The sequence below is a fragment of the Bacillus sp. ChL18 genome (genome assembly GCF_026241425.1).
GTDB classification, from domain to species: domain Bacteria; phylum Bacillota; class Bacilli; order Bacillales; family Bacillaceae; genus Bacillus; species Bacillus velezensis.
The window spans coordinates 1,047,987-1,073,020 of the sequence record NZ_JAPHWE010000002.1 but is presented as its reverse complement, the minus strand read 5'-3'; the positions used below and the strand labels follow the sequence as shown (position 1 = coordinate 1,073,020).

Genomic DNA, 25,034 nt, shown 5'->3' with positions numbered 1-25,034 from the left:
GGGTACTAACCCATCAGATTAGGAGAGTGCTGGTGACACTCTTCCTAATCACCCAAACCACGCTATGCATAATATACTTAAAGCTGGTATAACTACGATCAATCCCCCAAATACAACCTGACAGAACCGCTCGTTATGTAAATCCGTCTTACTCATCTTCATCTACTTCTACCACAGTTGCTTTTTCATCTATGTAAAACACATTGTCTGTTATAGTGGGGATAACTGTTTTACCTCCCCCCATATCCAACATGATATGAGGGAAATTAACACCCATTTCTCCTGTTTCAACTAACTCTTCAATAGCATCTTTTCGATCCTTCGCATCAAGTTCAACACAAACCGGTATTGTCATAGTTGTGAAGATTTTGAAACGCTTTTTAGGTTTCCCATCGTCGTATGTTTCAATGAAGTTGTTTTCCTCTTCGAACATTTTTCCTCTGAAGTAATTGAAATGATTCGTCATTTCCTCGATACGCTGTTCGTTTGTGATTGCCCCTAAGCTTGCTACGTTATTTCCTACAGTGTGACGGTTAATTTGCATTGTCGTTATCCCCTTTAGTAAGTTTTGTTTTTATCTAAGATTTGAAATTCATCGTAAAGATCAAACAAGGTAGGGTCTGCAATAAATACATCCCACAAAGTCGTATTAAACAATTTGTCAATCACTGCGTTTGTTAGACTTCTAAGGTTTTTGTATTTAATGTCCTTAGCAAGATAGGTACTTGTCAGGGTGTCGTACAATCCGTCCCCTCTTTTTAAAACTTGATACAGGATGACTTGACCATCATCACCGGCTATTGCAAACTGCTTGTAAAACAACATTGCGGGTAAATTATCTGACCCTTTTGTGCGGATGATTATGTGTTTCATTTTTTCACCTCCAGTTTATTAATTTGATTATTTGTTTCTTTTGTTTATTTATTGTTTCGTTTCTAAACACAGTATAGTTCTATTAAAAAACAAAGTCAAGCGTTTATTGAAAAAAATGTTCTAAAAATAAACAGATTGACAAATAATATGTTATAATTAAGAAAATGGACGTTTGAGGTGCTTTATGAAATTAAGACCAAGTTATAAACCAATGGAGATTACTCTTATCAAAAAGGATTTAAAAAAAGTTGACCTAAGAAGCCATGTAGACGTCTCATCTGCAACTTTGGCTAAAATGTCTAAAGGTGAGCCTGTGTCCCTTTCAGCAATAATAAAGATTTGTGAATATCTTGAGTGTGACTTACACGATGTTGTTGAATTAATTGAGGTTGAAGATACAGAGTCTTAAGCAAAAGTATTGCTTTTATTTTTTTAAAAATTCGTTAAACAAAACCATTGAAATATTCAATTGTCCAAATTTCGGACAATCAAAAGTATTGCAATAGCTGTTATACTGTACGGAGAGGTGAGAAGGATGGAAAACAACATGCTTCAAGCAATATTAGATGAAATTAAGAACGTTAATAAAAAGATGGATGAACGCTTTAATGCAGTAGATAAGCGTTTAAATGAAATTGATAAGAAATTAGATCGCATTGAACAAAATGAACCAAAAGAAGTCATATCTATGCTTAAATTGATTAACAAAAATATTGAGCATGATCATAGCTATAATGACAAGAAATTCTCTGGGTTAGAAAGACGTATCCATGATCTTGAAGAGAGATTGAATAACTGAGCAAAGTTGGCGACGTTGCCGACATTTGATAAACGGTATACGTATACCGGTATGAAATCGGACGATGTCGTCCGTTTTAAAATGTAGTAAATAAAGCAACCCCCTCACAATAATGTGAAGGGGTTATTTTAACTATTTAGTCTTAATACTTCTCAGAAAAGCACTTCTGTTCTCAGTGGCATTTGTAAGCATTTTTGCATTTTCATTAAGCCTTTGTACTAATGCTTCTTTAGCTTTACCTTCAAATGAAGAGAGTAAAGCAATATACACTTCAGCTATAACCTGTTGTGCTGAAGAAAAGTCTGATGCGTTTTTTATGTCTTCTTTTAGGCTCTGACAATGAGATTTTAAACTTGAACCCACAATTTTTTTTAATTCCTCATTCTGTTGTAATCGTCTGTAAAATTCATCTGCATCCATATTAACTCCATATGGCAATTTAAATCCCCCTTATAACCGTAACCAGCTTGCTAATTCATCATCCTTATCTTTTAGATCTTCAGCCATTTTAACAATGAACTCACTAATATCCTCTAAATCTCTAATCAAATAATGAAGAGAAGCCTCAGTTTGATAATGTTCTTCTGAGTCATAAAATGCTGCCCCATCTTTCACATACGGTGCGTGAAACAATACAGCTTTATCAACATCACTTGGGTCTAAATCCTTGAATTCACCTAATCTCTTTCCGCAAATAGATTTTATGTCATAAATCATTTTGCTGTGATCATGAGGGAATCGTTCAATTACTTGTTTCTTTGTTTTTAAGTCTTCGATAGCTGCCAGTAATCGTTTAGCCAGTTCTTTTGCATACTTAGCATCCACTTTAATGGTTTGCCCATTCATACCTGAATAAGATGAGAACGATTCGATATTCTGGTTATAAACACCTTTGCTGCCATCAACACTCTGGATGTTACCATTCTTATCAAATTTAAAGTTAGCGTCAATCATACTATGAGTATCAGGATTTTTAGCGAATGCCTGACCATAGAATGAAGTAATAAGACTCCCTAAAACACCAGGAATACCCAGAGACGGATTAAGCCGGTTAGCACGATCTTGACGTGCGATGCTTGGGTCTTTCGTGTATATAGTTGTTCCGTTATGCCGCTCATACTCTAAAAACCATCCTGAGCTCACCATATCATCAGGGTTAATAATTGCCTTATGATATGCATCAAACTCGCCATTTCTGATTTTCTTCTGTGTTTCATCATCATGCAGCTTAACAATAGAAGGGTTGTTAAAAGCTACACTGTAAACGCTATTGTTTACACCAGCGTATTCCGCATCTGCCCCTCCAAGTGAGTGACCTGTTGTCGAAATCACTGTGTTAGTGCCAGCATACTTTTTCACTTCATTGGCAACGAGCTTATCACCTTGATCAAATTGAGATGTCTTAGTGACAATTTTGTATTCTCCGCTCTTAATCATCATTGCTTGTTCCATACTGCCGTTACACTTGGCAATAGCTTTAGAGTTTTCAGATGCATCTTTTTTCATTATGTATTGGACTTTCTTTTTAGGGTCTTTGCCCATTACTACGTTGCCGCCATCTGCACTTATAACGTCAGCTTTAATTTGTTCCTGGTTTGTTCCTTGAAAACCTACAACAACATTTTCTGGTTCTTTTGGTTTTACCCATTTACCTTCTTTTTTCTTGGCTTGAACAAAGACGTATACATCTAGCCCTGTATCTGGATCTTTTTTGATTTTATCTACGTAAAAAGCCTTTTTTGAATCATTTACAAGTGGTGTCTTATTCTCATAGGCTTTTTTCATTTTCTTTTCACTGTATGTATTTTGACTGAGAGAAAAATAATCTTCATCTGATAAATTAGGTATGTCAGTCTTTGTATTCATGTACAATACCCCTTCACTCATGTAAAATGTAAGACAGAAAGGATGGTTTTATGAAAAAATACATAATTATCCTTATAGCTCTGGTTATTATAACACTTGGAGGGATATTTATGAAGGAGCAACACGACAAAAAAATGGAAGCCCAAGAAACTCAGCAAAAGGAAGAGTTGTACTCTTTGGCTAAAAAAAGAATGACTGACTTTATTAAAACAAACTATAAAGATATTAAACAAATTGATTACACTGATGATTATGAGATTAATCCAATGGGCGGTATTGAAATCAACGGTTACCTCAATGGAAATAAGAAAAAAGAAATATGGGGAATCTATGATAAAGGTAATGACAAAGTCATATCTTTCACTGTGGATGCAACCGAGAAGCCTGAGTGCGAAGATAAAGTATGCGAGTATTAAATAAACCCCTTCACAGTTATTTGTGAGGGGTTTATTGTGTGGTCTATGTTTAGATTAAGCTCAAGAGTCCGAAAGAAAAAGCCCTATCCGGTTAAGGATAGAGCTGTTTTATTCTTGTATTGTTGTTAATACTCCATTGTCGAAATATAGGTATCTGCTGCCGTAAACCCATTGTTCGTTTATTCCTGATGCTGTCGTTGTCTTATTAATAGACATAGGTCTTCCCCAATCTTTAAGTTGAATAACTTCCTGCTTAGTCATGCCAATAGCAATTTTCTTTTCCTGATATTCTTCATCTTCAGACTGTTCATCATCATTTTCGCTGTATGTAACTTCTCTTCTTTGGAAACCAGTTGATTCAGGATTATCGTCTACACGATCTTTTATTAGTAAAGTGTTTTCTTCAGGGTTGTTTAATAGATCATAAGCAACTTCATAACTGACCGCTTTATCATTTTTAGCCGGCAAAATATAGATACGACTGATCGAGCAAACCTTATCTTTTCCACAGTTTATTTTATTAAAATTAGAGTTTTTTTGAGCTACTTCCATTGCTTCACCCACTTTAAGCAACTTTTCTTTATCTGATAGCGATGTGAAAGATGGTTTAGCTGCTAAAGATAAGTCGTATACTTTATCATTGGATTTATCGGTTTTAGACATCCACACTTGATTAAAGTTTTTCTTTACTCCCTTATCATTTCCCACTTTCTCGGCAATTGCGTCTAAATTACTGGTATCCAACCTGTTTATGTACATCGGAATTGTTATAGCTAGAATAATACCAACTACCACAACACTAAGTGTTGATATTAGAAGTATGATTTTCTTTTTTGACAAATTAACCTCTCCTTCCCATCTTTACTTATTATCGGTTATTTCACTCACTATTCCAACAAAAAAAAGACGTATCCAATAAGGATACGCCTGTTTATTGTATATGCCTATATGCTTCCCAAATGTACTTTGTATTTAATTTATTCCCTCTTTGATTGCCGTCTGAGCCTGTTATAAACCCAAGTTCGTTTATACTTCCGTATGTAGAGTTTCCCCCAACCAGGTATATTCCCATTTCATTTATCTGATACGTATAACCCCCTGTCTCATCAATTAATAGCATAGAATCATTAGGAGACACTGGCCACACTTTCACATGTGTTGGAGTGAAAGGTAGCAATATCTGTTTACTAATTGTTCCATCACCCACATACGTTCCTTTAGCCATCTGAGGAACATCAGAGGATAGCGCATATTCTGAGTGTAGCTTACCCCCAAGAAACTCAGCGTTGCCATCTATGGAACCTATAATGATTCCTTGGTCATTACGTACAGGTATTGTATTAGGCGTGGATAGCGTTGAAGTCGTGTAACCATTTAATGAATCAGCCGATCCCGCAGAAGATACAATCCACTCTTCGCCATTAAAAAGCTCTTGTTTATTAGTCTTTGGATCGATCCAAATCGTTCCCAATTCTGGCACAATAGGCTTTGTCTCTGTAGATATTGTATAAAGTCCATTAACTTTTCCATCGAGACTTCCTTTCACTTCAACGGAATTAGAGGGGAGGTAAGGATTTTCGTTTGGATGAAGAGATTTTACAATGTCAGATCCAATAAACTGAGTTATCTCTATGTCTGCATCAACTCTTCGATAGGCTTGAATACCAATGGTGTAGTATTTATTAGAGGGCAACCCTGTGAACGCTGCAGCTCGTTTGTCATACTTAACATTCTTCAGGTCTTCACTTGCCATTTTTGAGCCGAAAACATATTCATCCTTATCGTTGCTAGAATATAGATACAATTCAAATCCATCAATATTATACTTGTCTTCATCAGAAGTTGGATATTCCCATTCTATTGTGATATCTACTGATCCATCATCATTGTTTGTATGGGATATAGCCGTGCCGTCACCTTTAATAATTGGAGGGTCAGGTTTTACAGCTATTCTGTCATTCCTAATGTTGAAATTTTCAGTTGCATTCTCCCAGTCAATTTTTCTTTTGTTATAATCCGTGTTTGTTTTTATAGATGTATACATCATATTACTGATGGTTTCAAAATCGCTTTTAATCTTCTTTCCATTTGATATTGTTACATCCATTGTCTTTTGAGCAAAATCAAAATTAAATGTAACAAGTCGAGCTTTCACATCTGTTTTCAGTTCTTCTGACCTGATTCTGACAGTATCGCCAAGTGAACACCTATCCCAGTTATGAGATTCAGAAATACAATTGAAAAAGTTAACTACATCTAAGGTAATGTTAATTGGTGGCGCATTTCTCTTTTCCATCTCCTCTATGCTTTTTTCATAAAGTTCAGTTTCATCAAATAGGCTATCATTCGACCATTCTCCTTCCAGAATAAAAACTGAAAGTTCTTCTTTAAGATCGTCTGTAAGATATTTTTCAAATTTAAGTGTTTCTTTAAGCTCAGAAATAGAATTTTGGATTGTTTCCTTATCTTTATCTAAGATAGCGATCTGATTAATCTTGGCATCAAGTTCCTGAATTTTCATTTGTAATTGGGCTTTTAGTTCTTTAGTGTCATCCCCTGCTTTTTTAGCTACTTCAATATGGTCTAATATCTTTTGTTTTTCTAGTTCTAGTGTGTACTGTTCATTTTTGAGCACTGTTTTCTTTTCTTCGACTTGTTTTTGCTGTTCAAGTAACAGGTAAAATTTATTCCCTTGTTCATTCACAATCAAATTGTAATCCAGGATAGCATGACAAAGCTCATTCGACATGTAATTACTTTTTTGGATTACGTTTCTGTTTTCATCACGATTAAATGGGTAAAGGAAGTATGAGAAATCATCTATATATGCTTGCCCAGTCGGATTTACCGAGTTAATGCCTATTCCGTCTTTCCCTGTTGGATATAGTCTGGTGGTAACTTCCTCTGTGTCTTCTATATCATTTATGTCCACTATATACTGGCCTGTTTTAAACCATAATCCTTTGTACGTACCCTTATCAGTATCTTTATAAAAACTCACTGTCATATTTTCTGTATTAAAAAGAGGTGTTGCACCAAACTTTTCACATATGGTATACAATAAATCTAATTTAGTCGAAGATGTAACATCAAATTGTCTATACTTAGTATTCAATTCTGAATCAATATGATCTACTTTCCATCCAGTGTTTTTAAGGCAAGAATTAGCTGCTTCTTTTAAATTAATCGACGTTTCTTCAAATCTCCGCACTTTGTATTTGGTAAGCAAAAAAGGCAAAGACTTGCATTCGTATATGTAAGAAGCTCCATCCTCGTTCATTGATTTTGTTCGTTTTGTTATCACAAACCACTCTGTCATCCCATAAAATTCAGCTTTAATAAGATACCATGGTTTCAATAATTCTAATAAAGGATTATCTTTGTATCTGTGGAAATATCCCCACTTCAAAGGAACAGAAAAAGACAACTCATGGGTTTTCCCATAGTTCATTGTGATTGTCTCATTGAATTTATCGACTATGTTCCCTATCTTCTTTCTATTGGGTTTCATTAATGCTAATCGAAGATCTTTCACCTCAGTATGTTTGCTTATTCTCAATTAAAAACCTCCATTCAAATTTAAAAAAGAGCCGGCATTTTAGCCGACTCATGAGTTATTGAAATTTAACCCCTTGTTTTTGAGCCCATTTGTAAATTGCTTGTACATTAAATCAACAGCTTTCTGAGGATTCCCAGTTTCTTTAATGGTTACTGTAAAGTTAAAGTCGTTGTTTACTGTAGAAGTCTCTGTTTTGTTGCTAACAAGAGAATCTGGAACGTTTGTTTTAACGTTTGCACTTAAACTTGGTATTCCAAACTTACCACCCGCAAACGAAACATCACTAAGGAAATCTTTATACTTACTTAAATCGGGCTTTGCAGAAGGGGTACCATTTAAATCTTTTTCCGACAATTCACGTACAGTGTCTACTGCTTTAAGCATGTTTTTGGTGTCTGACTCATTTAAGATGAGTTCTCCGCTATCCACTACTGCGAGAGCACCCGCCGCTGGCAGCTTACCTACATGCCCTCCAGTTTTAAACCTAGCAACCTTTTGACCGGTGGTATTGCCTTTGACAACGGTATTTAAGGCATTAGAAGCTTCTTTAAGCTTGTCAATCAGGTTATTAGAAATACTCTTACCGATGGACTCCATATTGCTGTTAATGAACTTAGAGAATTCATTAAGCTGCTTGGAGATGTCAGTGATTTTGCCGTTCATGAGTTTGTCTTCAATTTTCTTGAATTCTCTCTCATCATTTGTCAGGTTATCATATTTGTCATTTATGGCATCCTGATCTTTTTCAAGTTGGTCTTGAAGTGCTTCCTTACGTTTCGTATTGCTCCGATCTTTAAGAAACTCATCTAAAGCTTCTTGCTGTTCTTGAAGTTGCTTTTCTAAGTCTTTAACCTGTGATTTTGCTTCATCTGAGTCATCAAGGGATAATTTACTGATCTTTTCTTTGGTTTCCTGAATAGCCTGATTCTTTTCTTTGAGCTCTTTTTGGTATTTAGCTTCATCATCAGTTTTATCAATCTCATCAATCAAGTCTTGCGTAGCTTTTTGATGCGCTTTTAATTCAATATCACGCATCTTTTCGTACATCTCTTTGTAGATGGAGACAACTTCATCAGCAAGGGATTTATAGATGTCCTTGATCGACTTTTTGGTGTTATAAAGCTCAAGATTAAAATCTTTCTGTTTATCTTTCCAATTTTCGATCTCATTCGTAATCTGCTCTTGTATTTCTGGAAAGCCCTTTGCTGCTTTTTTCTGTTCCTCTAATTGCTTGATGTACTTTTTAGCCTCAGCCTGTTGTTGCTGTACTAATTTGACTTGCTGACTATAATATTTGACCTTATCCTTGTCTTTTTCAGTCATTGATATTTTATTGTCAACGTCTTTGATCTTGGATTCAGTCTTGTTTGATGATTTTTGAATTGACTTTAAAGTTTCATCTACTTTAGATTGAACTATTTGCCCTTGCAATTCCCTTACTTGCTCTTGGAAGTTAATAAGGTCTATTTTAGCTTGCTTTAGCTCTTCTTTAAGTTGAGCTTTTTGGGCTGAATTCAAATTCTTATTAGCTGAAATTTCTTTTTGTATCCATGAAACCTTTTGACTCTGAATCTTTTGCTGCTCAGCCATTGCTTTTTTCTGTTCTGCAGTATACTTTCTAAACTGTTTACTGTCTGACAGATAATGACTTGCTAAGGCTTGATTCTTGGCAATTGCTAAATCATAGTCTCCAATACGCTTATCAAATTCATCAAGCTTTGATTGTACAATTTCGTATTGAAGCTCTTCTATTTGTTCTCCAACAGAACTGATGTCACCTTGAAGGGAGAGGAGATCGGATTTAGCTTGCGCTATTGCTTGCTGTCGTTCTGCTTCAGCTTGAGATGCATCTGAAATAGATGTACCGACACCTTTTAAATACTTCTCAGGGTCAATCGTCTTTCCGTTTTCCTCAATTTGAAGATGAAGGTGATTTCCTGTTGAATTACCCGTACTGCCAACTTTACCGATGGTCTGACCAGCTTTAACAGTTTGACCGGCTTTAACAGAAGGGGTATCAAGCATATGCATATACTTAGCAACTTTTCCATCATCCTGTTGAATGACAACCCAGTTACCGGCAGTCTTGCTATAACCAGCAATTTGAACTTTTCCACTCTGAACCGATTTAATTGCGGTTCCAGCTTTTGCTGCGAAGTCGATACCTTTATGTGGAGTTGAACGGTAAGCACCATCTTGTGCGCCATATTTAGAACTTATTCTAAACGCACTGTTCTTCGTGTAGTAGCTTGCAATGGAGGAATTAGCAGAAGTCATTGACTTAGTGTAATTAGACATGATCTTCTGAACATAATTCTGAGTTTCCTTGAAAGGAGGGACGCCGCCATACTTAATTACATTACCAGGCCCTGCATTATAAGCAGCAAGTGCTTTCTCAACATTGCCACCAAATTTGCTTAGTTGTTGGGCTAAATATTTCGTGCCACCCATAATGCTCTGATAAGGATCATAAACATTGTTTACTCCTAAGCTTTTAGCAGTGGAAGGCATCAATTGCATCAAACCAGCAGCTCCGGCTCCAGAGCGAGCTCTTGCATTGAATCCTGATTCTTGTTGGATTACAGCTGCAATTAGAGCTGGATCAACACCGTATTTGCTTGCGGCAGAATTAATGTAGCTGGAGTATTTACCGGAGTAAGACCCGCCACCAGAAGAATAAGAACCACCAGAAGATGAACCAGAGGAAAGGGAAGAGGTAACTATACCGTATTGTGAAATGTTCCCTGACTTAATTTGATCCTTGAGGAGTTTGGCTTGCTCCTGCATGAGCTTTTTCTTTTGCTGGAGCTCTTTGATTTCTTTCTTTAGGTTATTTCTGTAATTTTGAGACCATTTTGCATAGTCGTTTAACTTCTTGTTTTGTTCGTCAATTACAGATGATACCTTTTCTAAAGCCTCTTTATACTTATCAGTTACATAAGTAGATGTTTTGGTTTCTTCATTAGCTTTCTCTTGCTCGTCTGTCCATTTCTCAAGGGAAGTGCCTGATTCGATTAACGCTTGTTTGTTTGTTTCTTGGGTAGATGCAGCTTCTTCTGATGCTGAGATATAAGCCTGAATAGCCGACCTTACACTATCCATCTGGGATCTTTCACTATCCGAGTATCCACCAGGCTGTAACATTTGTGTTTCGATCTTATGTAATTCTTTCTTAGCATCAGCTACACTATTAATTGATTTAACTTCGAGCTGAGACAATTCAGCTTCAGATATATCAAGCTTACGCTCTCTGCGAAGCTTTCTAAGGCTGTCAATCCTTAACGTATCAGCGTTTAAGGTCTTAATAGCGTTGTTAACCTCGGTTTTCATTAGGTGATTGCTATATCGAACCATGTCATCATACGCATCAAGTTTAACTTTTCGCTGACGAATTACTTCATCTCGGTTAACCTTTATAACACCATTTTCATAACTTATTGCTTTGGCTAATTCTTTATCTTTTTGGATTAGAGCATTAGCTTCATTGGCAGAAATGCTCTTTCCTTCAGCCATCTTTTCTAAAAGCTCATTTAAAGGCGCAACTTGTTCTTTGGTGTTATTAAAAACATCTCCGTTAAGGATATCTTGAACAGAGCCAAATTTTATTCCTTCTGAGAGTTCTTTAATAAGATCCTTAATCTGATTGATATCATTTGCTTCAAGCGCCTTTTTTAGCTTTTGACCAAAATCTTCAGCTTCGTTACCTGCCTCAGCAAGAGTTTCCCCTAAATCACCAACTTCAGATTTAACAGATGAAACGGCTTTGTCGCCATCTTTAATGTTCTTTTGTGCCTTATCAAAACTCAACTTGAAGACATCAATTGATGAACCAGAGTCAGCATAGGTCTCTAAAAGAGTTTGCAGGTCTTTTTTTGCGTTATCAAATGCTTTTTCATCGTTTGAGTTCAATGCTGTTTGCATTTTCTCTTGGAGTTTACCCAGTGCTGAAGAGAATTTCTCAAGATCTTCAGGATTCAAGTCGTCTTTTAGAGTGAGCTTATCAACAATGTCAGTGAGACTTGCCTTTAACGTATTACTAATATCAATTTTACTGTAAGCTTCAGCAATGGATAGTACGCTGTCCCTAACTTTTGCATTACCGCTAGAGATATCCTTTTGTACCCGATTTATATTCAGCTGTGCTTTATCAGCTTCCAACTTATAATCATTTTCATCTGAAAAAGGACTTTCAAGGAAAGACCAGAAATTCTTGCCTTTTGAATATTCCTTGGCCATCTTCTCATACTGCTTCAGTTCTTCCTTAGACTTTTCGATTCCTTTTGAAGCGTCTTCGAACGTCTTTTTAGCACCGTCTTTTGCCTCTGTCTTTTTGAGCTCAAGATATTCTTTGGTATTCTTAATAGCCTCTTCTAAAGCCTTATTACTCTTTAGAATTGCATTACCTTGAGAATCATAGCCTTTAATTAAAGCCGGAAACGATTGCGCTAATTGTTGTGTAACCTGAAGGTATTCCTGTTCTTCATCAGAAGTAAGGGTTCTGGAATCTTTAGCTTTTTGAAGCTCCTTATACTGTTTGATCAGTTTATCTGTGGAGTCTTTGTTGGTTGTAATAGCTTCAATGTTGGTTTGCTGATTTTGTTCAAAGTCTTCTTTTGCTTTCTTTGCATCAGCGAATGCTGTAATTATTTTTTCTAAAGCAAAACCAATACCAGCAAAGGCAACGCCTACTACTGTAGATGCCAACATACCTCTCCAAGCAACAGTAAACGACCTTGTAGCAATTGTAGCCCTTGTCATTCCCGCTTCTATCCCAATTGCTGCTCTTTGGGCTTCAGTTAAAGAATTTGCCCCAAAAATCATTGCTGTTTGAAGCAAACGCATATTCTTATTAAAGCCAACTACAGCAAAGTTTGCTGTCATAAAAGCAATTGGAAGGAATCCGACACCCTTTACAGCTGAAGTGACAGCTTTCAGAAGATCCCCAACTACAGATACAGCATTAATTAAACCATCACTAATAAATGCATCTCCTGATGCTACAGCTAATTCAGTGAACTTATTTTGAAGTTTATTTAATCTTGCCTGTAAGCTATCTGCGTATTTCTGTTGTTCGCTCCAAGCACTACCTGTGGAATTAGCTGCAGTGGCGGCTGCATTCTGAGCAATAGAGAAGTTGTTCATCATTGCATTAAATCGAGACAATTGATGGATGTTTGCGACGCCAATAGAGGTGTTTTGTTTTTGGGCATCAGTTAACGTATCCCATTTGGCTGCTACCTCATTAATCAGCTCACTTGCTGACTTAGCTTCTCCACCTGCAGTCTTTACAGAAATTCCGATCTGGTCTAAAGCTTTGATTGAGCTTTCATTATTCCCGATACGTGCAAATATCGTCTTTAATGAGTTACCGACCACATTCCCAGATTCACGAGTGGTACTTGCGATGGCCGTGGTGTATCCGATTAGATCATTCAATTCAACACCAAAAGTTGAAGCTGTTGAACCAGCTTTTCTAATACTGTTAGCCAGATCCATTGTAGTTACAGCATAGTTGTTATCGACTTCATTGAGCTTATCTGCAATTGAAATGGAATCGTTTGCGGCGATGTTAAAGTTGAGCATTGCTGCAGTTAATGTATTTACGGTGTCATCGGGGGTAAGATCGGAGACGTTCTGAAGGACTTGTGCAGTTTTTGTTAAAGTGGACAGTTCACTTTCATCAAAACCCATACGTCCAAAATCACCAGTCATTTGAAGAATATCTGAGATTTTATTCGATAGGGAATCCCCTAATTCAATGGACGTTTGAAGAAGCTCATTAAATTTGTAGTCTGGTTCATCCATTACACGACGAATGTTTGTCATGAGCGTATCAATTTCAACAACCTGAGAAACTATTGATTTAAGAGCAGTAACCCCACCAAATAAAGCAGAACCGGCTAGCATGTAAGCAGGCATTCCAGTAAAAGCTTGCTTTAATTTCTCACCAAAACTAGATACTTGTCTTGAAGATGAACTTGCATTAGATTGAATCTCTCTAAACTGCATACTAAGACTTTGCATCTGTCTAGTAATATTCGGTGTCTTTACATTGAGCTGATTCACAGAATTAATATAGTTTTGCAATGCTCTGGAGTTCTCAGGACTGATAGATGTTCCATACCTATCCGTCAGAGATTTAACATTTAATTTAGCTTGTCTCTGATACAGGCTTAATTGATGTTCTAACTCTTTAGTTCTAGCTTTTAATGCTGCGGAGTCATCCAGGCGTTTCATTCTATTAGCGATCTGATCTATTTGAGAGGTTGTTCTTGCGGCGTTAATTGAATTGGATAGTCTATTGAGGACTGTTGAGGATAGTTGACCTTTTTGTCTAAGCTGCTCTAATTTTTGGTTTAGTTTATCTATTGCCTTTTGTTGCTGGTCAAAGTTTTCTGTGGTTTTAACAGCTAAAGTTGCCCCGTGCCTATCTGTGCTATGGGTGACATCTTTAAACTCATCCCTATACTTAGTCACTGTTCCGGTGACACGACCAGTTGCATCTTGTTTCGTTACTTTCTTTTGAGCTTGTCCAAGACGCTCCATTTGTTGCACGAGCTTACTTGCTGCTTTTGATTCCCGTTCCAAACTCTTTGTTGAGTTGTCTATGATTGTCCGTGTTTTCTCATGGATTTCACCACTCCGCTTATACTGCTGTGTAAGCCTAGTGATAGAACCATCTGCATTTTTAGTCTCAGTAATATTTTCTTTGACTGTTTGATTAAGGTGTTTTAATGCCTCTTCACTTTGCTTAAAAGCATTTGAAAACCTCTCAAGCGTTCTAAGAACTTTGTCGTCAAAGCTTACTTTGAGATTCAATGGATTGATTTTATTTTGAAGTGTGGATATATCTTTATTTAATTGCTGAACTGTCTTAGTTGATGTGTCAGCCACAGGAGTTAATACAATTTTTAAATTTTGAGACACTTGTTCTTTCACTTCCTTAGTAATTTTTCTACAAATAAAAAAAAGAAGTGCCTCAAAATTTAAAGCACTTCGTTTGTTTACTTAGTGGGCTTGTGTGCGCCTATATAGTTAACGAACACCTCATAATGTCTTCCCCAGTCTCTGGGTGGGTAAAGAACCTCGTATTCTTTTCCTTTATGAACGACTTTAACGCCTTTCTCTAGCTTTTCATTAGGCGGGCAGAAGATCATATTGGTTATGTCAGTTATTCTTCCTACCGCAGTTGGAGAACTAATTGATTCAACATAAGGCTGAAAAGAACATTTGTATGGAACTAGAGTTTCTTGATCCTCATATATATCTGTTCCCCAATCAGTCTTTTTACCTGTCTTCACCCTTTTAACCTGAATTAAATAATATAGATCATTGAACTTCAATGTGAGTCACCCTCCAGCAGTGATGTAAGGGGTTTTAAAGCTATCCAATTCAAGCTTAATATCATCAGGGAGTTTGTCGTAATAGCTTTCTGAAATACCCCCTCTTGTTTCCGCTTTTGTAGCCTCAACACCCTTTAACCTATACTTAAATACAGCTATATCCTCAATGACACCTAGCAAATTATCTGGAATTTCATTCTCATTAATCTCACAGTAATTAATTACAAAACGCCGAGCTTTCTTTAAATAAAGTTCCAAAAGAGCATCTTCAGAGTCATCAGCAATATCTAAAAACAACTTCAAATTAGCCAATTGATCCATTCTATTCACCTGATTTCTCAGTTTTCTTCTGCTTCTTTACTGTTTTTTTCTTTTCCTTATAGCCTTGTTCCTTATAAATTAATTTAAAGGCCTTTTCTGTCAATTTCACTTCATTACCATTTGGATCAATGTAATCCTTCATATTAAGCACCTCATATTTTATTTAGATTTTTTATGATAAAAAAAGAGAGAGGATAACCTCTCTCCGATTAATCTTGTTTATCAACCTTAGGAGTGATTGCTGCAAAAGCATCTTCCTTAATAGGTAAGAAACCAAGTCTCATAGTTGCCTTAATTGCAATCATATCGTTTTCTGCAAGTGAAAGAGGTTTACCATCGCCCATTACATGACCTTGTAGTGTAGCTTCCTTCAGGATTTCATATTTCAATCCTTCTCGAATACCAACCAATGAGTAATCAAAGTTACCTAAGATTAGATCAGCCTTTGTTTTGTCAAATCCACCATTTGAAGAAAACTCAACAGGGAATCCGTACAATTCATTTTGTGATACACCAGAAACATAAATTTGATTTCCGTTTGTGTCTCTTAGAGTACGTAGAGTATTTTTAATACCTCGATGCCCTGCAAAACCAGTTACATCTAATCCTGTATCTTCAACAAGAGCCATAGCATTTGAAACGTCAATATCAAATGTGCCGCCGGTGCCGTTTGCAATAAGATTTCCAGAAGCCTCAGCAGAGCCAAACAAGCTTTTCTTGAACGGAGAGTTGATACCAAAAAGACCCGCTCCATCAATAGTAGTGTAAAATGCTTTTTCAATTTCTGTTCGCAGTTCTGAGAAAACGTTGATAGTGGTGTCATTTAATTTCTCTTTAGTTACTGGAATGATTACAGCAATCTTTTTAGCTTCAAGTTCAGGATGGATATATCTCACTTCGGATGTATTAATCCGTTCAGATTCTCCTACCCAGTATGCTCCAGGCCCATCAACCAAAACAGGAATTTTCTTTTTATCGGATTCCATAGGCTGAACCTTAGATAATTTGAGTAATGTCGAACCCTTGGTAATGCCTTTGATGATTTCTTTTTGAATTTGTGTAGGTACAAAACCTTCTAATTGATCTTTTAAAAATGCCATTTATAATTTCCACCTTTATTCTTTATTTTATTATTTCTAATAGTTTTATACTCTTGATTGATTCTCATAAATAGCTGCCATAAAGTCTGAAGAAGATCCAGCTTTGTTGTTATGTACAGAAGCAGGAGGAGTATAGCTGCTATTCTTCAATCGGTCTTCAACCTGTTCTTGAATATACGGCTTCATAGACTCTTCAAATTTTGTTAAGTTTCCTAGAGTTACCTCTTCATTATCAGAAACAAGCAAATCAATTAAGTCTGCAGGAATCTTTTTATCTGATGCTGTTTTTAGTGCAATGGATTTCATTTTCTCAATTCTTGCATTGCGTTCAAATTCTTCATTTTTGAGTTCAAGTTCCCGAATTCTTTTTTGTTCAGGAGTTTCATCTGGATACCGCTTCTTAATTTCCTCTTCAAGCTTTTGAGGAAATGTGCTTTCCATCCATGAGTTTAAACTTGTGGAGAAGAATCTATCTTTTTGCGACTGCATCCACTTTTTAGCATCTTCATCTGATTCAACGAACTGTTTAACACCATCAAGTGTTACAGGCTGCAACCCTTGAAGATATTGTTTTACCTCGTCATTATCTTGTTGTTCTTCAAAAAACTGTTTAACATCTTCTAAATTCATTCAAATCACTCCATTCGCCCTTTCTAGTGTCAGTGACCCTAAAAAGTGCATATTTTTACATAAGAAAAAGGCTCTATTTATAGAGAGCCTGTAGTGCTACCTATCTCTAATGATTTAAGTTTTCTTTGGTGCTCAATCTCTTGTTCTCTTGCATATTCTTGTTCCTGTCTTCTCTTCTGCATCTCTACAGCAGGATTTTCAACATATGGTATTTGGGCTAAAATCGTTTCCCATGAACATACTTCAGATAATTTGCTTAATGAATCAGCTAAAGCAGTAATATCAGAAGGGATGTTCATTGTTAATTTAAGCTTAACCTTGCGATGATCGTATTCATCACCTTTTTGGATCTTGATAAACTTAAAGAAGTTCTTTAACCTCTTCTTAATTGCTGTTTCCAGCATCGCTTGTTTAAGGGAACATTTATTTTCCAAGGAGATTAATCTTGATCTGAGGGCTGCAGAAGATAGATTAGATTGAAGCTTTTCATTTGTGTCTACATGACTGGCCAGCTTGTACATTTTCTCTTCAAGCTCTTTCAGCAAATTTTGGACGAATTTATCATCAATCTTCTTAATAAGATAATCAACACTTGCTTGTGTAGGCACTTGAAGAATACCCGTTTTCTTAAACTTTGCTGCTTCTTCATCAGTGATTTTTGCTCCGGTTATTTTCAAGAAAGCCTGTCTGAAATCAGATACCTCATTCACCAAATCCGATAATGTGTTATTATAGGCATCATTTTCTGATTTGATATCATCTAACATACTTGTTCTTTCGTGATTTGCGGAGGTCACTTCAATTGGAGGTGTATCGAAGATATGTGTACGCTGCCCCACATAAATTAGATTATCGCTTCCATCAACATCAAAGTGTAAGATTGAATTACTTATGTAAACATCTACTTTTTCGTTATCAGAAAACAAATCGTTTTTGTATATATGCAACGCCAAAATAACGTCTTTCTCAACATCGCCTTCTTCGATTACAAAGCAGTTCATAGGCGTTAATACAGCACACTTAAATTCATTGTCTCTGGTTGTGTATTGGATTTCATATGCTTCACCAAACTTAGTTGCTTCTAGCATAAGTTTTTGATCGTGAATTTTAGACCAATGAGAGAAGTTATAATCAATCACATCAATCAATTGACTATTTCCATCTAAACTAATATAGGTCACTGGATTCCCCAAAGCATACGCAATTTCGTCATGAATAAATTTTTTAAAGAAATTCACGACTACTTTCATATTACTTCTACTCTCATTCATAGCATAGTTCCTCATTATGCTATGATGTCCATTGTAGTATTCTTCGTATGTTTTATAAGTCTCTTGGTTTTCTCTTAGCTTTCTAAGACACTTCATTAACAAAGTTTCTAATTCAGGAGTTATTTGAATTTGTCCATTTCTTTTTCGCTTTAAAACTGTATCAACGATGTTTCTCAATTACTCACCTCCTTTAAAATAATGCTGACCTATCTAAAAAGCTAATGTATTGCACTTCTTGTAGCTCATCAATAAGCCTGTCAAACTCAGCTGTAATATCAGGAGCATCATCAAAGCGTGTAAACTTTTCACCTTCATAAGCCATTATCTGATCAGTAAACTCTTTATCCTCTTGAGGAAATACAATAAAACCACTGTCTACCTTTCCACCAATGGCTCTAATCTTAGCTTCTTTGTTTTTCGTTTGATGTTCATTAATGATTTGAATGTCTCTTGCTGTTAGTGTATGATCTTTATTAATTTCTCTTTGAATATCACGTACATCTGCACCGCTAAACACGTTCTTCTCAATCCATAAATGCGTGATATCTGGGTATTCTTTCAATAAGGAAATAACCTTTGCAATATAGTCATCGTATTCAAGTCTCTCAATACACGCTTTCCTAACCCATCTAAAGTTATTAGGAGTCTTAGAACCGACAATAAAAGCAGAATAATCGTGACTATCCTGTACCTCAACGGCTGGATCACAACAAAGTATTGTTTTTATGAAATTGTCTTTTTCCTTTTCAATTTCTTTTCTAGGTAATGTCTTGATATCATGGAAAGCTTTCTGCCCTAGCTTAGAAGCATCATTCATCATTTCTTGTTTGAATGCTGAAGGATTAGGATAATACTTTCCAACGGCAAGATCGTAGCAATCATACTTATCTTCCCAAAGAACTGGGAATTTCATTTCTTCTTCATGCTCTAAGTAGAACTTTTTAGCATCCTCTTCTGCATTGGGATTGGTTGCGTCATATCGAATTTTCTTTAATTCAGCCCATTTGCCACTATTGAATAATTCATCAATATCATCAACAAGGACGGCTTTCTTCACGATCCGTTTATACTGGCTATCTTTTAATATTCTTGAGATAAGACAGTCTCTATGCAGAATTGTACCGAGCATAATAAACTTTGTTGCCATCTTGACCTTCTTGCCATCCCTGTAAACAGGATCATCTCCAGCATATTCAGCATCTTGTGTCCATGTATTGTATTTCTTATCTCTTGCTTCTTGAGTAATAACATCAGCTGCTGATTGATAGTCATCGCCAATAATGCATGTAGGGCGCACTCCATTGTGTTTCAATCCACGAATAGATGTCCCAGAACTTATAGCTTGGATTTTGCAACCGTTTGAGAAATACATTTTCAACTTAATTGAACGTGTGAGCATATGTCCAAATGTATTGATTATGTAGGGGTTCTCAACAAATGCCTTTCGAGTATCATTGATAAATTCAACCGCATCATCCTCTTTCTTCCCAGCTACAAGCGTAAAGTAGGATATACCGTATGCTGCTAAATATGTTGATAAGGCAAAGTTAACAGTTGTTGTCTTAGAGCTACCACGAGGCATACAAAGGGAAAGCTTATCGAATTCATCTTTAATGAACATATCATCAAGCGTATTCCATATTTCAAAATGGAAATCACCGAGTTTACGAGCTGTATTAGTGGGTTTTGCTTGGAATGTATCCTGTAGGTAATATAGACAAAAGAATTCAAAACTACGAGCCCCAAGTGAATGAGCTACTCCATTTTTACCGAAGAGATTCTTCCCCTTCATCATTCTGTTTGTCCTCATTACTGCTTCATCATGAGTTGAACCATTTTTCAAGTAATCTCTATAAAGATACTCTCTAAGCAAATTCCTGTTTTCTCTTGTGTTGATTAAATCGGATATCCGAATCACCTCCGAGTTTTAAAATTATAATAAAAATTGTGTGGGTTGCTATCGGATGAGAGGGTGTTCAATCATTTAGAATACCCCCTATTATTGATAACTAGCGTCCTTTCTGGTGCGTTTCAAACACATTTAGCCCTATAGGTATCAGATTACGCATCAATGTTTATTTAGCCTGTAAATGCCTTTTAGAGAGGATTCTATCGGGTGGTTTTATACTCACAAAATGACTTACTTATACCATAACCATAGTTTGTAAAGGCATACGTTTATAAACGCTGTCTATCTCAGCAACATCACGTTTAAAAAGGTGTTATTTTATTTTTATAAACGTTTATAAAATATAATAGACCTTTTTAAACAAAAATGGTATAATAAAGGTACAATAAATGAGAGGATGACAAGCGATGATTTCTAAAATGTTTGGTTACATAAGAGTAAGTTCAAAGGATCAAAACGAAAACAGGCAGATCACCAATATGCTTAAAGAAGGCATTGCTGAACGTGATCTATTCATTGACAAGCAAAGTGGTAAAGACTTCGAAAGACCTGCATATAAAACACTCAAGCAAGTTGTAAGAACAGGCGATACTGTTGTGTTTGATTCAATCACTCGTATGGGTCGTAACATGAAAGAGACTCAAAAAGAATACGATTGGTTCATTGATAATGGCATTAAGCTTAAATTCATTAAAGAACCAATGATCAACTCAACTGAAGATCAAGACGATATTCTTAAAGAAGCTATACAGAAGATTGTATTGACTATCCTTACAGCCTTTGCAGAGAAGGAAAGGGAGGACATAAGAGAGAGACAAGCAGAAGGGATCAAAGATGCCAAAGAAAAAGGAAAGCACTTAGGACGACCTAAAAAGGGGTTTGGCACATTAACAAAAGAGCAACGATCCACCCTTGAATCAGGCTACTCTAAATGGAAAAGCAAAGAGATTACAGGTGTTCAATTCGCTAAAGACTTACAGCTTACTAAGAATACTTTCTATAAAGTGATAAAAGAATATGAAGCACAGCTGACCCTAGCCAATTAATAAAAGCTAAGGGTCTTTTTATTCGTCTTCAGATAGCTTTGAAGCCGTCCACTCTTCTTCTTCCTTTTCCAATACATCTTTTGATACATTGTCATTACTTCGATCATCTTTGATATTTAAAATATTCTCTGGATTACCCTCAGTGTATGCAAGTAATAGCTGTGTAGCCTTTACCCTTGCATTATCGTTTGTGGATGATTCGCTAATCTTTTTTAGATTTTCAAAGAAAGCTTTTGTATCTCGACTTACTTCACGTCTAACTGAAAGTTTTTTGTAATGTAAAAGTCTGTCGTACTCCTGCGAGTATTCTTCTTCCTTTTCCCAGTTGTATAGAGTCGGTCTGGTCACTCCTACTTCCTTAGCAATCTCAGTCCTATTCAGCTTTCCTTCCACTAATAATTCAATTGCTTTTAACTTTCTTTCATCAAGCATAATATATTTTACACCTACTTTATTTTTTACATTTTTCTTGTGATAAGAACGCTTTAAGATCGCACTTACATTTAGCATATACAACACCAGATTCAATTTGGTGTAATCCTTCAGGTTCTTCACACCTTTTACAGCAAGCCAGTTCATCTTCCACAAAATCGTTCTTATACACTTCTAACGCTTTATCTTTAAAATATCTTTCAAATGTAGCCAGCTTAGTCTCATCTTCAGTAAAGTCTAATTCTTCAGCATCAACTAGGGTATTCGCTTCATTTTTATTAACGACTTCTTGTGTGTATGGATTAAGGAAATAAATAGCGTGCTTAACTCCATATAAAACTCTTTCTTTTTTATTGGAATCAATCATAGTATATGGTTCATACCCATATATTCTAAGATACATGGCCACATCTAAAGTTGTTTTAATTTTACCTATTTTTTTAGCTTTAATCATTTTTAAATTCCTCCGTTGTATGTTGTTTTATTTACTTGTCCCGCTTCATAACACAAATAAAAAAGCACCCGTTGCTTCGGATGCTTTTACCTTTTCCTTTTATAACTTTCAATATCTTCTCTTAAAAATAAACGATCACGACTTGTTGTTTTAATGGGTACCAATTTTTCACGATCGACCAACTGTTTTAAGTTTTGACGACTACAGCCGATTATCTCAATCGCTTCAGATGTAGTTAAGATTTCTTTTGCTATAAAATCTTTCAGGTCATCAATGCTGTCAAAAACAATCTTAGTCATTTCTAAGGTTCCTCCACTTAAGGATAATGTTTATAATAGTAACTACCAACCAGATTAACGCTAATACCATTGTTAGTATATCTAAGGTGCTGAGATGAGCATAATCAAAATTCGAAAACAGCATAATGAACAGAATAAAAAAGAATATTGTTGTGACATCAACCAATTTTTTCATGTGTTTTGAGTATGGAATGAAAAGTGTTATAATAATAAGAGAAGGGGAATAAATCCCCTCTAGCTTATGAGCGACGTTTCTTCTTGGCGGGAGAACGTCGTTTTTTGTTTTTGCTTGCCTTCAAGTCCTTGATGTTCTTGATCATGGTTGTTATTCCTGCTAGGATTGCAACCACCCAAGCCAAGTCCCGAAGGATAAGCTCTAACTTTTCCATACTCATTTCCCCTCCTTTCTTAACTTAATTATAACACTTACGTTTACTATCGTCAATCTATTTATTTTATTTTTATCCTTATTTTTCACTTTTTTCTAGCATGAAAGGAGGGTGCTAATATATCCTGCTTGTTGTTTTCTGTCCTTGTTTAGACATTTATAGTCGTTCGCGAATCGACTTTGTTTAAATTGAATGGTTATTTTTTATTTTTCTTCTAGTTCAGCTACTGTATTAATAATCATCTGTTCAAACTCTTCAGACTTAGCAGATCCTAATTTTTCAAAATTGGATCGAAGTCTATTAGCTATGATGTTTATTTTTTCAAGTGATTCTATAGGAAACTCATTAAAGATTGGATAAAGGAGATCAGTGTTCATTAACTCGTAATAAAACTCAAACTGTTTCTTAGTATCATCAGGAATATCCAAGTCACTGAACTCCTTCACGACATTAAAACTTAACCAATCATTCATGCTGATCTTACTCAAATCAATACCTTGCTCTTCAGCTTCTAATAGGGCTTTCACAAAATTCTCAAACATCTTTTGCAACTTGAACATACCAAACTGAGGATAGATGTATACATGATACTCATCATTGATCTGAACCTTTTGTTTCTTATCAACAATTTTTGATAGTGTCTTTACACCTGATACGCTTAATTTTTTCGATGTCATTTAATTCCTCCTTTTAAAAATAAAGAAGACCTTATTAAAGGTCTTCCGTCCAAATATCGTCCCAAATGTCTTTCCAGGCTGGAGAATTATCAGAAGCTGCTGAAAGTGATTCATATGGATGCTCTTCGTCAAAATCCTCTTCAAAGAGCTTTTCAAAATCACTCAGGCTTATGTAATAATTGTCCTCCTCTGAAAGCAGTAAATACGCATCTTCAATACCATCAACCGTTTTAAACTTTCCGCATACATCATGAAAAGTCATTATTCCATCCCCCAAACAATCATTTTAAAACCAGTAATATCAACTGTACCAGATGCCTTTACTGTCAATAGCACTTTTGGACAAACGAAGGGCAACTGTTTTTGAATTGGATAGTTTGAAACAAATGCAGCATTACTGATTAAAGTTGTGCTGTCACTTGCTGATGTTGATGAATAAAAAGGAATATTCTTCGGGACAGAATAAGCACTGACTGTAACTTTGCTATTTGCGCTGTCAGTCTGTGTTGTATACAGAGCAACGCCATAAGCTCTAAACACTCCTAAATTCTCAACAAGATCTAATGTGTACGACTTTGTTGCACCAACTGCCACAGTATCATTATCTGTTAACACAGATTCCTCGTATGACTTTTGGATCTGAGTTTTAATAGGAACTGTGTTTCTCACAAGAACTGGAATAGATGATTTGTTTGCAACATTAACATCAAGAGGCTGATCAGTTTTAAGATCAACCTCTAATGGAATAGTTGAATTTTCAATTGATACAGGCGTTATAGGGTTGCCAGTACCATCATCTTTTGCAGAGGTAAGCGTAGTTCCATCTTTATTTAAGAAAGGAATCTTCAACGCCTCCCTTATGCACTTGCGCCGCCAAGATCAACGCTTTGCTTTGGAGACTCAGTAGGTTTCTCACCTTTTGATCCGTCTGCTTTACGTTTAACCCGAATGAAACGCCCAAGAGAATTATCAACTGCAAGCGCTGTAAATTTGATTTCAGGTGTAATTGCGTTGCCGGCTTCAAAGTTTAGCTCTGCTTCACCAGAAGGAGAGATTTTATCGAACTGAATATAAAGATCACTATGGATTGTTTCAGTTTCTGGATCGTACTCTAAAGTGTGATATTCCATCTCATAAGCTTCAGAGAATGTATCAGCCTTAATTTCAACAATTTCGCCTTCAGCATCAATTTTATATCGTGCTTTAACTTTCGCACCCTCTTTTGCAAAAGTTGTAGGGAGTTGACCTTCTGTGGTTTCAGTTTCCATAAGATAAGACTCTCCTTCGCTATTCTCGAAAGAAACTGTATCGACTGGAGTCTTGCTAAGAGTTACTTTTCCATCTGACTCAACAGTAAGCGTCTCATCCTCCCATACCTGTACCGTCCCATTTTCAACCTTGACTCCTTGCTGCATGGCCAACCAATCCAAGCTGAAGAAAGCATTTTTGATTGTTCCTGTAATATTCTTGTCGGACTTAATTTGATAAAGGTTTTGGTTTCCCCATCCGCCTTTTAAATAGTCTTCCTGGATACTTTGAGACAGGCTAGTTGTTTGTGCTTCAGCAGTTGCAATAACTTTCCCGTCAGATTTTCTTTTCATAACAACGTTACATACATCATGAATTACTGTCTTTTTACTCATTTATTAA

The 25,034-nt window shown here is 36.0% G+C and carries 26 protein-coding genes; 4 read left to right on the top strand and 22 right to left on the bottom strand.

What is annotated here, in order from left to right:
• Positions 1-148 precede the first annotated feature (148 nt).
• Both OQ477_RS16430 and OQ477_RS16425 read right to left on the bottom strand, forming a co-directional pair.
• Positions 149-544, bottom strand: a complete 396-nt coding sequence (locus OQ477_RS16430) for a hypothetical protein (RefSeq protein ID WP_265973209.1) — start codon at positions 542-544, stop codon at positions 149-151.
• A gap of 14 nt (positions 545-558) precedes the next feature.
• On the bottom strand, positions 559-873 hold the full coding sequence (locus tag OQ477_RS16425; protein ID WP_053573500.1) for a hypothetical protein: 315 nt from the start codon (positions 871-873) through the stop codon (positions 559-561).
• 184 nt (positions 874-1,057) lie between these two features.
• Between OQ477_RS16425 and OQ477_RS16420 the strand changes: the two genes are divergently transcribed.
• A complete protein-coding gene (locus OQ477_RS16420) occupies positions 1,058-1,282 on the top strand; it encodes a helix-turn-helix domain-containing protein (protein WP_017417546.1) in 225 nt (74 codons plus the stop codon).
• 126 nt (positions 1,283-1,408) lie between these two features.
• Positions 1,409-1,672 carry a hypothetical protein gene (locus OQ477_RS16415; RefSeq protein ID WP_060962606.1) on the top strand — a complete coding sequence of 88 codons (264 nt, stop codon included), beginning with the start codon at positions 1,409-1,411 and terminating at the stop codon, positions 1,670-1,672.
• A 132-nt stretch (positions 1,673-1,804) separates the two neighbouring features.
• Here OQ477_RS16415 and OQ477_RS16410 read toward each other — a convergent pair whose 3' ends face one another.
• Both OQ477_RS16410 and OQ477_RS16405 read right to left on the bottom strand, forming a co-directional pair.
• Positions 1,805-2,110: a hypothetical protein gene (locus tag OQ477_RS16410; RefSeq protein WP_265973207.1), complete on the bottom strand. Its 306-nt coding sequence runs from the start codon at positions 2,108-2,110 to the stop codon at positions 1,805-1,807.
• A gap of 12 nt (positions 2,111-2,122) precedes the next feature.
• The gene (locus OQ477_RS16405; RefSeq protein ID WP_265973206.1) at positions 2,123-3,538 is read right to left on the bottom strand and encodes a lipase; all 1,416 of its coding nucleotides are present in this window, start codon (positions 3,536-3,538) and stop codon (positions 2,123-2,125) included.
• Positions 3,539-3,588: 50 nt separating this feature from the next.
• Here OQ477_RS16405 and OQ477_RS16400 point away from each other — a divergent pair, with 50 nt between their 5' ends.
• Entirely contained in the window at positions 3,589-3,954 is a 366-nt protein-coding gene (locus OQ477_RS16400) for a DUF1433 domain-containing protein (RefSeq protein WP_265973205.1), read from the top strand.
• A 108-nt stretch (positions 3,955-4,062) separates the two neighbouring features.
• Here the strand turns inward: OQ477_RS16400 and OQ477_RS16395 are convergent, their stop codons facing one another.
• The 10 genes from OQ477_RS16395 to OQ477_RS16350 all read right to left on the bottom strand — a co-directional run bounded on the left by OQ477_RS16395 (position 4,063) and on the right by OQ477_RS16350 (position 20,051).
• On the bottom strand, positions 4,063-4,794 hold the full coding sequence (locus OQ477_RS16395) for a hypothetical protein (protein WP_265973204.1): 732 nt from the start codon (positions 4,792-4,794) through the stop codon (positions 4,063-4,065).
• A 91-nt stretch (positions 4,795-4,885) separates the two neighbouring features.
• Positions 4,886-7,465: a phage tail spike protein gene (locus OQ477_RS16390; RefSeq protein ID WP_265973236.1), complete on the bottom strand. Its 2,580-nt coding sequence runs from the start codon at positions 7,463-7,465 to the stop codon at positions 4,886-4,888.
• A 96-nt stretch (positions 7,466-7,561) separates the two neighbouring features.
• Complete coding sequence (locus OQ477_RS16385) at positions 7,562-14,440, bottom strand: phage tail tape measure protein (RefSeq protein WP_265973203.1); 6,879 nt, start codon at positions 14,438-14,440, stop codon at positions 7,562-7,564.
• Between the two features lie 77 nt (positions 14,441-14,517).
• On the bottom strand, positions 14,518-14,856 hold the full coding sequence (locus OQ477_RS16380) for a hypothetical protein (protein ID WP_104679079.1): 339 nt from the start codon (positions 14,854-14,856) through the stop codon (positions 14,518-14,520).
• Between the two features lie 6 nt (positions 14,857-14,862).
• Complete coding sequence (locus tag OQ477_RS16375) at positions 14,863-15,177, bottom strand: phage head-tail connector protein (protein WP_071347049.1); 315 nt, start codon at positions 15,175-15,177, stop codon at positions 14,863-14,865.
• Between the two features lies 1 nt (position 15,178).
• Positions 15,179-15,319 carry a hypothetical protein gene (locus OQ477_RS16370; protein ID WP_157110140.1) on the bottom strand — a complete coding sequence of 47 codons (141 nt, stop codon included), beginning with the start codon at positions 15,317-15,319 and terminating at the stop codon, positions 15,179-15,181.
• Positions 15,320-15,386: 67 nt separating this feature from the next.
• The gene (locus OQ477_RS16365; RefSeq protein ID WP_104679078.1) at positions 15,387-16,277 is read right to left on the bottom strand and encodes a phage major capsid protein; all 891 of its coding nucleotides are present in this window, start codon (positions 16,275-16,277) and stop codon (positions 15,387-15,389) included.
• Between the two features lie 45 nt (positions 16,278-16,322).
• Positions 16,323-16,907, bottom strand: a complete 585-nt coding sequence (locus tag OQ477_RS16360; protein ID WP_265973202.1) for a DUF4355 domain-containing protein — start codon at positions 16,905-16,907, stop codon at positions 16,323-16,325.
• Positions 16,908-16,984: 77 nt separating this feature from the next.
• The gene (locus OQ477_RS16355; RefSeq protein ID WP_265973201.1) at positions 16,985-18,355 is read right to left on the bottom strand and encodes a phage portal protein; all 1,371 of its coding nucleotides are present in this window, start codon (positions 18,353-18,355) and stop codon (positions 16,985-16,987) included.
• Between the two features lie 13 nt (positions 18,356-18,368).
• Positions 18,369-20,051, bottom strand: a complete 1,683-nt coding sequence (locus OQ477_RS16350) for a hypothetical protein (RefSeq protein WP_265973200.1) — start codon at positions 20,049-20,051, stop codon at positions 18,369-18,371.
• Between the two features lie 443 nt (positions 20,052-20,494).
• On the opposite strand from OQ477_RS16350, the gene OQ477_RS16345 reads away from it, so the two are divergent.
• Entirely contained in the window at positions 20,495-21,133 is a 639-nt protein-coding gene (locus OQ477_RS16345) for a recombinase family protein (RefSeq protein ID WP_265973199.1), read from the top strand.
• Positions 21,134-21,151: 18 nt separating this feature from the next.
• Here the strand turns inward: OQ477_RS16345 and OQ477_RS16340 are convergent, their stop codons facing one another.
• From OQ477_RS16340 to OQ477_RS16305, 8 genes are all read right to left on the bottom strand, one after another.
• Positions 21,152-21,565: a phBC6A51 family helix-turn-helix protein gene (locus OQ477_RS16340; RefSeq protein ID WP_215532327.1), complete on the bottom strand. Its 414-nt coding sequence runs from the start codon at positions 21,563-21,565 to the stop codon at positions 21,152-21,154.
• 19 nt (positions 21,566-21,584) lie between these two features.
• Complete coding sequence (locus OQ477_RS16335; protein ID WP_265973198.1) at positions 21,585-22,019, bottom strand: hypothetical protein; 435 nt, start codon at positions 22,017-22,019, stop codon at positions 21,585-21,587.
• A gap of 86 nt (positions 22,020-22,105) precedes the next feature.
• Positions 22,106-22,318, bottom strand: coding sequence for a helix-turn-helix domain-containing protein (locus OQ477_RS16330; RefSeq protein WP_071347055.1), 213 nt, complete (start codon positions 22,316-22,318; stop codon positions 22,106-22,108).
• A gap of 239 nt (positions 22,319-22,557) precedes the next feature.
• Positions 22,558-22,707, bottom strand: a complete 150-nt coding sequence (locus tag OQ477_RS16325; RefSeq protein ID WP_017417543.1) for a hypothetical protein — start codon at positions 22,705-22,707, stop codon at positions 22,558-22,560.
• Between the two features lie 203 nt (positions 22,708-22,910).
• The gene (locus tag OQ477_RS16320) at positions 22,911-23,384 is read right to left on the bottom strand and encodes a hypothetical protein (RefSeq protein WP_265973197.1); all 474 of its coding nucleotides are present in this window, start codon (positions 23,382-23,384) and stop codon (positions 22,911-22,913) included.
• 34 nt (positions 23,385-23,418) lie between these two features.
• Entirely contained in the window at positions 23,419-23,646 is a 228-nt protein-coding gene (locus OQ477_RS16315) for a hypothetical protein (RefSeq protein ID WP_160182958.1), read from the bottom strand.
• Positions 23,646-24,227: a hypothetical protein gene (locus OQ477_RS16310; protein ID WP_323054517.1), complete on the bottom strand. Its 582-nt coding sequence runs from the start codon at positions 24,225-24,227 to the stop codon at positions 23,646-23,648. The genes OQ477_RS16315 and OQ477_RS16310 overlap by 1 nt, the downstream gene beginning before the upstream one ends.
• 14 nt (positions 24,228-24,241) lie before the next feature.
• Positions 24,242-25,027: a hypothetical protein gene (locus tag OQ477_RS16305; RefSeq protein WP_014417456.1), complete on the bottom strand. Its 786-nt coding sequence runs from the start codon at positions 25,025-25,027 to the stop codon at positions 24,242-24,244.
• Positions 25,028-25,034 lie beyond the last annotated feature (7 nt).